The organism is Streptomyces sp. NPDC058239 (assembly GCF_042882185.1).
In the GTDB taxonomy this organism is placed as follows: domain Bacteria; phylum Actinomycetota; class Actinomycetes; order Streptomycetales; family Streptomycetaceae; genus Streptomyces.
The window spans coordinates 55,952-61,951 of record NZ_JBHVWS010000005.1 but is presented as its reverse complement, the minus strand read 5'-3'; the positions used below and the strand labels follow the sequence as shown (position 1 = coordinate 61,951).

Genomic DNA, 6,000 nt, shown 5'->3' with positions numbered 1-6,000 from the left:
CTTTTTTTTTTTTTTTTTATTCTACTCCTTTGTTTTTTCTTCTGACGGCCGGCGGGGGGGGGGGGGCCCCGTGCGGGGGCCTGGGGGCACCGTGTGGTGCGGCACACCCCCCCACGCCCCCCCCCCCACGGCTCCTCCGGAGTCCCTCACCGTGGGCAGGACGGAACCCATCCGTCGGCCCGGCGTGCGCCCCGGGGACTGTGACCGCATGACTCTGCGGATCAGCGCCACCAACCCCGAACACCCGGCCCTCCCCCCTGTCCCACGGCCCCGTCCATCGAGCCCGAGACCGGCCAAGACGCGGGCGCCGCAGCCTGCGCCTGCGCCGAATCCTGGCCGCTGCCCTCGGCGGTCGGGACGGCCCGGCCCGCGCCCGACAGTTGCTGGCCACCGGCCACGGAGGATATCTGCTCCGGGTCGCCGAGGAGGACGTGGACGCCTTCGCGTTCGAGCGGGCGGCCCAGGCCGGCCACGCGGCCTTCGCGGATGGCGACGGCCGAGGAGCTGGGCCTGGAGCCCGCTCCACAACTCCAGCGACTGCACCAGGCGATGCTCTCGGTCGCCCCCGGCCGGACACGCCCCCTCAGGGCGGCCGGCCCACGTCGACCTTCGACCTGTACGCGGCCTGAGCATGCCGCACTGCGGACACCGAGCACTCACACATACAAGGACCACCCGCGCCTCCACCCAGGACGGCTACATCGAGTTCGGCTCGCGCCGCGCGATGGCCAACTCCCGGCCGGGAGCCGGACCTTCGAGCCGTACCACCATCAAGAAGTGGGGCTGGGGCGAGGCCCTGCCCGGGGATGACCGATTCGGTGGCCTGCTCCCGGACGCAGCCTCGCCGGACCCCGTCCTCGCATCCCGGTATCGGCAACAAATGTTGCCCGTCCGCCACGCACGGTTCCAGCATGGGTGCCAGTAGTGATGACCGTGATCAAGCGGATCGCCGAGGCGTCCGTGCCGCGCCGGCAGCCGCCGGAGGAGTCCGGCGGTGCCGACCTCCTCACGCCTTGCCGACCGGCGCGCACCCGCCCTGATCCGCACGCCCGAACTATCCGATACAAGGAGTTCGCCCATGCGTTCAACCACTCCGGGGCCGGTGCACAGCGTCACCGTGCAGACAGGTCCCGAGCGCGTTCCATCGCGGTCCGCCCAGCGGTCGGCAGCCGAGCAGGCGGGAGGCGACAGCCGATGAGCGTCCGGACCGAAACGCACAAGGCGGCTTCCCGCAAGACCGGCAACAGGCTGCCGCTCGCGGTCTACCTGCTCGCGCTCAGCCTGTTCGCGATGGGCAGCGCCGAGTTCCTGCTCGCCGGAGTCCTGCCGGACATCGCCGACGACCTGCACATCTCGCTCTCCTCCGCCGGCGCGCTGATCTCGGCGTTCGCCATCGGCGTGGTGATCGGCGGACCGCCCCTCGCGGTCCTGACCCTGCGCTGGCCGCGGCGGACCACGCTGGTGATCTCCCAGGCCGTGTTCGCCAACTGCGTGGCGATCGGCCTGGTGACCGACAACTTCACCGTGCTGATGGTCACCCGCTTCCTGTGCGGCCTGGCCTACGCCGGATTCTGGGCGGTCGCCGCGGTCACGGCGATCGGACTCGTCACCCCCGACCGCACCGCACGGGCCTCCGGCGTGGTCGTCAGCGGACTCAGCATCGCCATGGTCGCCGGCGGCCCGGCCGGCGCGCTGCTCAGTCACTTCACCGGCTGGCAGGGCGGATTCTGGGCGGTGGTCGCCCTCACTCTCCTCGGCGCGGTCGCGACGGCGATCGCCGTCCCCTCGACCCCGGCGGCCAAGGAACAGAGCGTGCGAAGCGAGCTGCGCACGATGCGGCAGCCGCAGCTGTGGGTGGTGTACGTCGCCACCCTGCTGAGCACCGCCGCGTACATGATCTCCTACAACTATCTCGCGGCGTTCCTCACGGACGTCACCGGCGTCAAGTCCGTGTGGGTGCCCTCGATCCTCGTGCTGTTCGGCATCGGCGCCTTCATCGGTCTGTCCATCGGCGGACGGATCGCCGACGGGCGTCCCCACCACGCGCTCCTCATCGGAGCCGGCGGCATCCTGGTCACGTCGGTCCTGCTTGCTCTCCTCGCCGAGCACACCATCGCCGTCATCGTCCTGGTCCTGCTCATGGGCGTCGCCGGATTCGTGCTCAACCCGGCCATCTACGGGCGGGTGTTCACCGTGGCGTCGAACGCGCCGACGCTCGCCGGAGCCACCGCCGTCTCCATGTTCCAGCTCGGCATCAGCCTCGTCCCCGTCCTCGCGGGCGTCGCCCTCGGTGCCGGAGCCGGACTGACGTCCATCCCCTGGCTGGGCGCCGGCCTGGCCGTACTCACCATCCCGGTCGTCCTGATCGACCGGACGATGGCCCGCAACCGGCCGCGGAACCCGCAGACCGGCGAGAACTGACACGCCTTTCCGCTCCCCGGTCCGCACATCACCGTCCGGCGTCCGTAGTGCTCACCGCCCAGCACGGCAGCGAGCACGTGGTGGCCCTGGACATCAACCCGGCGGCGGCGGAGAACACCCGCCGCAACGCTGCCAGACACGGGGTGTCCGACCGGATTACGGCGCTGACCAGTGATCTGTTCGACGCCCTGGAGCCCGCCGAGCCGTTCGACCTCGTCTTCTGGAACACCCCGTCCATCGAGGCGCCCGCGAGCTACTCCTACGCCGGCCAGATCGAACGCGCGGTCTTCGACCCCGGGTACGAGATGGTGCGCAGGTTCTCCGCGACGCGGCGGCCCATGTGGCGCCGAACGGGCGGGTCTTCGTTCGGGTGAGCTCATCGCGGCGATCGCGATGAGCGAGCCCGACGCCGGCTCCAACGTCACCGACATCCGCACGACTGATGGCCGGGCTGCCCCGGGAGCGGCTCTGAGCATCGCGACCGTGGCCGTGGGCGCGGCCGAGCGGATGCCGGCGGACACCCTGGAGTATGCCAAGACGCGTGAGGCGTTCGGTCATCCCATCGGCAGCTTCCAGCACAGCTGCTTCCAACTTGCCGTCATGGGCACCGAATTGACGATTGCTCAGGTGCTCCTTGACCACTGCGTCGCCGAACTCATCGCCGGACGGCTTTCGGTGACCGACGCCGCCAAGGGTGAAGTGGTGGACGACGGAGCTCCAGGTCGACATCGCCGACCGCTGCCTCCAGCTCCACGGCGGCTACGGCTATCTGAAGGAGAGTGCGATCTCCCGGGAGCGGGCCAACAGCCGGGTGCAGACGATCTACGGCGGGACGACGGAGGTGATGAAGGAACTGATCGGCCGGTCCCCCGGTCTCTGAACCATCCGCGCCCTGCCGCGCCCCGCCCCGCCGGGGTGGGGCGCGGCGCCAAAACGGCACCCGTGATTGCGGCTTCGGGAACCGGCCGGTCTAATGGCGACGTGGATCAGCCCTCGACCATCGCCCAGGCCCTGTCCGCCGTCGCCTCCAGGCTCAAGCGGGTGCGCACCGCTCGTGGTGTCACCCTCGCCGCGCTGTCGGAGGCCACTGGCATCTCCAAGAGCACGCTGTCGCGCCTCGAAACGGGACAGCGCCGCCCCAGTCTCGAACTGTTGCTGCCCATAGCTCAGGCCCACAAGGTCCCACTCGACGAATTGGTCGGCGCCCCGGATGTGGGCGACCCCCGCGTCCGGCTCAAGCCGCACGCGGTGAACGGCAACACCGTGCTGCCGCTCACCCGCCAGCCAGGTCCGCTGCAGAGCTACAAGATGATCCTGCCATCGAGCCGCGCCGCCCCTGAGTTGTGCACCCACGACGGGCACGAGTGGCTGTATGTACTCTCCGGGCGGCTGCGTCTCGTCCTGGCCGACCACGACCTGATCCTTGACCCCGGCGAGGTGGCCGAGTTCGAGACCCGGCTGCCGCACTGGTTCGGCAGCACCGGGGAGGGCCCGGTCGAGGTCCTGAGCCTCTTCGGCCGCCAGGGCGAGCGGATGCACGTACGAGCCCGGCCGACACGCTGAGCGCCCACCTCCGGTACATGTGCCGGAGGCGGGCGCTCAGCGGAGGCGGCACCGTGGCCGTCACCCCTTCACTCAGGGCGCGGGGACGGGCGACCGCTCGGCAGCGGCGCGGTGCGCGGCGAGGTCGCGCTCGATCTCCGCATCCACCAGGTCGTGGTTGAGGGCGAAGGCGGCTGCCGCGCCCATGCCGGCCGCCGTGACGGCCTGGGCGCGCGGGTCCACCACATTGCCGACGGCCCACAGGCCAGGGCGGCTGGTGCGGCCGGCCCGGTCGGTGACCAGCCGGCCCTGCTCGTCGACCTCGCAGCCGAGACCGTCGAAGGCCCCGTCGTTCGGGGTCATCTTCGGGAAGAGGAACACCCCGGCGCACTCCAGCGTCCGCCCGTCGGCGAGTTCCACCGCGTGGAGCCGTCCGTCCTTGCTGAGCAGGGTGGACACCGGCCCTTCGGCCACTTCGATCCCGCGTGCGTCCATGCGCTCCCGCTCCTCATCGGTGAGTGGTCGGCCGTGCGGGACGTACACGATGTGGGGCGACCACTGGCGCAGGAGCAGCGCCTGCCCGGGGGAGGCGGGATGCACTCCGAGCACGACGATCGGCTGGTCGCCGACTTCATAGCCGTGGCAGTACGGGCAGAAGTGCACGTCCTCCCCCCACATCGCGCGCACGCCCGGGATCTCGGGCAGCTCGTCGCGCAGGCCCGCGGCGAGCACGACGTGCCGGGCGTCCAGCGTCGCGCCGCCCTCCAGGCGCACCACGTACCCTCCGCTCTCCCCGGCCTCCACCTGCTCCACCCGGCCGTCGATCCGGACTGCGCCGTAGCGCGCTATCTCCGCGCGACCGGCCTCGAGCAGGGTGAGCGGGGGGACGCCGTCACGGGAGAGGAAGCTGTGCATATGGGCCGAGGGAGCGTTGCGGGGCTCCCCGGCATCGACGACGGCGACGGTGCGACGGGCCCGGGCGAGCACGAGCGCGGCATTCAGCCCACCCGCCCCGCCGCCTATCACGATGACGTCATACGAGGTTCGGTCGTTGGTGAGATTGTTGGCGCCGGTCATGGCGATCACCTCCGCTGCAAGCGTGCGGTCCGCCGCCCTCCCGAACAATCTTTGTTGCCGTTTCCGGGACAGAGACCCCGCGCTCGGCCGCCACGAGAGGGCGCCCGTATCCGGCAGGCCGGGAGCGCGCGGCCGAAGGCGGCACCGCTGCGGGTGCGGGGGTTCTATCACCAGCATTTGGGACGCCACCCGAGGCGCGGGTACTTGCGAATCGGATTCGTGGTCGACCCTCCCTTCCGGGAGCGTCAGGTACTTCCAGGTCTGCACGCAGGACGGTGCCACCGGTACGCCTTTCGCGTGTAGTGGCCGGGTCAGGATCACGACGACCAAGTAGCCCTCATTCAGCCTCCGGACGAGGTCTACGTCGAATGACTCGGTGTGCCCGAGTTCATCACATACGACTGAGGCGAACTGACGGACGAGCGCGGCTTCCGCTGATCCTTGAGGTCTCTCATCCCGAAGGTCATCACAGGAGCCGCGCTCGTTCCCGTGCCTGGCGGTGACGGTGGCGGCATCGCCTTCCGGCGCCAGTCACAGCGCGCCCAGCGGTGCGGCCCGGAAACCGCGGCCGATGCCCAACACGCAGATCACCGAGTACAGCCGACGAACGGGAATCTACTGACCCCGGCCAAGGGGCCCAGGCAAGGTGGAAGTCTGCCGCCGTTCCGGGACCGGGATCTCGGTGCTCGGACCGGCTCCACCATGTCTCGTTCCTGCCAGGCGGAGATCTTCGGCAGTTCCGGGATCTCGCCCCTTGCCCAAGAGGGCGTTCCATCCCCTTGTTTCATCCCGGACTACGAGTTCTGGGGTGGTTCATACTCCGCGCCATGTGAGGGTGGATTCGGCGGTGACAAACCCCACCGAGAGCGACAGGCGCTGCGCCTGGTGTGCCAATGCGCCGCATTCTCCGGACTCTGCTCGCCACATGGGAGGTCGACGGAGCGGCCCCGGCCCGCACCT

Annotated in this window: 5 protein-coding genes and 1 pseudogene; 5 read left to right on the top strand and 1 reads right to left on the bottom strand. The window is 70.2% G+C overall.

Annotation, left to right across the window (positions count from 1 at the left end):
• The first annotated feature begins 1,194 nt into the window (after positions 1–1,194).
• The 5 genes and pseudogenes from ACFVYE_RS08985 to ACFVYE_RS08965 all read left to right on the top strand — a co-directional run bounded on the left by ACFVYE_RS08985 (position 1,195) and on the right by ACFVYE_RS08965 (position 3,984).
• Complete coding sequence (locus tag ACFVYE_RS08985) at positions 1,195–2,421, top strand: Cmx/CmrA family chloramphenicol efflux MFS transporter (protein ID WP_389604789.1); 1,227 nt, start codon at positions 1,195–1,197, stop codon at positions 2,419–2,421.
• Positions 2,422–2,468: 47 nt separating this feature from the next.
• Positions 2,469–2,795 carry a methyltransferase domain-containing protein gene (locus ACFVYE_RS08980; RefSeq protein ID WP_383960017.1) on the top strand — a complete coding sequence of 109 codons (327 nt, stop codon included), beginning with the start codon at positions 2,469–2,471 and terminating at the stop codon, positions 2,793–2,795.
• Between the two features lie 19 nt (positions 2,796–2,814).
• Positions 2,815–3,048, top strand: a pseudogene (locus ACFVYE_RS08975) (acyl-CoA dehydrogenase family protein); the annotation flags it as partial.
• 67 nt (positions 3,049–3,115) lie between these two features.
• Complete coding sequence (locus ACFVYE_RS08970) at positions 3,116–3,301, top strand: acyl-CoA dehydrogenase family protein (RefSeq protein WP_383960127.1); 186 nt, start codon at positions 3,116–3,118, stop codon at positions 3,299–3,301.
• 101 nt (positions 3,302–3,402) lie between these two features.
• On the top strand, positions 3,403–3,984 hold the full coding sequence (locus ACFVYE_RS08965) for a helix-turn-helix domain-containing protein (RefSeq protein WP_383960124.1): 582 nt from the start codon (positions 3,403–3,405) through the stop codon (positions 3,982–3,984).
• 72 nt (positions 3,985–4,056) lie between these two features.
• Here the strand turns inward: ACFVYE_RS08965 and ACFVYE_RS08960 are convergent, their stop codons facing one another.
• A complete protein-coding gene (locus tag ACFVYE_RS08960; protein WP_383960014.1) occupies positions 4,057–5,040 on the bottom strand; it encodes an NAD(P)/FAD-dependent oxidoreductase in 984 nt (327 codons plus the stop codon).
• Positions 5,041–6,000: the final 960 nt, after the last annotated feature.